This window comes from Geodermatophilus sp. SYSU D00758, from assembly GCF_054049955.1.
Map to the genome: position 1 here is coordinate 1 of NZ_JBJGYK010000085.1, position 2139 is coordinate 2139.

Sequence of the window (2139 nt, forward strand, 5' to 3'; positions counted from 1 at the left end):
GGCCGACCGGTCGCTCCTCGGTCGGCAGCCGGCCCACCCCCCCCCCCCCCCCCCCCCCCCCCCCCCCCCCCCCCCCGCGCCCCCCCCCCCCCCCCCGCCCCCGGGCCGGTGACGAGCGTGCGCACGGACCGGTGCGGGCCGTTACCGCCGCTCGCCCCCGGGTACTCCCCGAGGACGGGACCGTCGAACAGCCGGCGGACGCCCCACCACGGGAGGACCCCATGGCCTCATCACGCGACGCCGGTGCCGCACGCGCCGGCATGACCTGGCCGCAGATGCTGGCGCTGGCGATCGGGATCATCTACACGCTGATCGGCATCGTCGGCTTCTTCGTCACCGGATTCGACGACTTCGCCGCCCACACGCCGGACGAGACCCTGCTCGGGTTCTCCATCAACCCGCTGCACAACATCGTCCACATCGTCATCGGCGTGGCCGGGATCGCCCTCTCCCGGACGCTGGCGGCGGCCCGGACCTACGGCTGGCTGCTGGCGGTCGGGTACGGGGCCACGTTCGTGTACGGCCTGTTCGCCGTGGACGAGGACGAGCCGCTGAACTTCCTCAGCATCAACTGGGCGGACAACTGGCTGCACCTGGTCAGCGCGCTGGCCGGGCTGCTCATCGCACTGGGGCCCGTCCGGCGCGCGGTCGAGACCCGCGACACCCGGTACTGACCACCCCCCGCTGGAGGCCGGGTCCCGCTCGGGACCCGGCCTCCGGTGCGCCCGGACCGGCCCTCCGGTGCGCCGGGACCGGCCTCCGGTGCGTCCGCGGGTGACCCCGGTGCGACGGCGGTCACGCGCGCGGCTACCTTCCCGGCATGGACTTCGCCCTCTCCGCCCGAGCCGAGGACGTCTGCGGCCGGATGTGGGACTTCATGCGCGAGCAGGTGTTCCCCGCCGAGCCCGTCTACGACGAGTGGCGCGCCGCGCGCGGCCACGACGACCACGAGCACCCCCCCGTCCTCGAGGACCTCAAGGCCGAGGCCCGCAAGCGGGGCCTGTGGAACCTCTTCCACCACGAGCTCGGGGGGCTGACCAACCTCGAGTACGCCTCGGTCGCCGAGATCATGGGCTGGTCGCCGGTGATCGCTCCCGAGGCCACCAACTGCGGGGCCCCGGACACCGGCAACATGGAGACGCTGATGCTGTTCGGCACGCCCGAGCAGAAGCAGCGCTGGCTCGACCCGCTCCTCGAGGGCGAGATCCGCTCCGGGTTCGCGATGACCGAGCCGGACGTCGCCTCCTCGGACGCCCGCAACATCCAGACCTCGATCGTCCGCGACGGCGACGAGTACGTGATCAACGGCCGCAAGTGGTGGACCAGCGGCGCCGCCGACGAGCGCTGCCAGATCTTCATCGTCATGGGCAAGACCGACCCCGACGGCCCGCCGCACCGGCAGCAGTCGATGGTGCTGGTCCCCCGCGACACCCCGGGCCTGGAGATCATCCGGCACCTGCCGGTCTTCGGCTACCAGGACCAGCACGGGCACTCCGAGCTGCGGTTCACCGACGTCCGGGTGCCGGTGTCCAACATCCTGTCCGGCGAGGGCGACGGGTTCATGATCGCCCAGGCGCGGCTGGGCCCCGGCCGCATCCACCACTGCATGCGCGCCATCGGCATGGCCGAGCGCGCGCTGGCGCTCATGGTCGAGCGGTCCCAGCAGCGGGTGGCCTTCGGCCGGCCGCTGGCCGACCAGGGCACCGTGCGGGAGAGCATCGCGCTGTCCCGCATCGAGATCGACCAGGCCCGGCTCTACGTGCTCAAGACCGCCGACCTGATCGACAAGCACGGCGCCAAGGGCGCCCGGACGGAGATCTCGGCGATCAAGGTCGCCGCACCGCGGGTCGCCCTGGCCGTCATCGACCGCGCGATCCAGCTGCACGGCGGCGCCGGGGTCAGCAACGACACCGTGCTCGCCCGCTTCTGGGCCAGCGCCCGCACCCTGCGCATCGTCGACGGCCCGGACGCCGTCCACATCCGCGGCGTGGCCAAGGAGGAGCTGGCCCGGGAGCGCCCCTTCTCCGGCTGAGGCACCGGTGGGGTGGGGGGGGGGGGGGGGGGCCCCCCCCCCCCCCCCCCCCCCCCCCCCCCCCCCCCCCCCCCCCCCCCCCCCCCCCCCCCCCCCCCCCCCCCCCC

General features: G+C 74.5%; 2 protein-coding genes. Both read left to right on the top strand.

The window, feature by feature from the left end:
• Positions 1-221 precede the first annotated feature (221 nt).
• Positions 222-674, top strand: coding sequence for a DUF4383 domain-containing protein (locus tag ACI8AC_RS25155; RefSeq protein ID WP_456900589.1), 453 nt, complete (start codon positions 222-224; stop codon positions 672-674).
• A gap of 146 nt (positions 675-820) precedes the next feature.
• Positions 821-2032, top strand: coding sequence for an acyl-CoA dehydrogenase family protein (locus ACI8AC_RS25160; RefSeq protein ID WP_456900590.1), 1212 nt, complete (start codon positions 821-823; stop codon positions 2030-2032).
• Positions 2033-2139 lie beyond the last annotated feature (107 nt).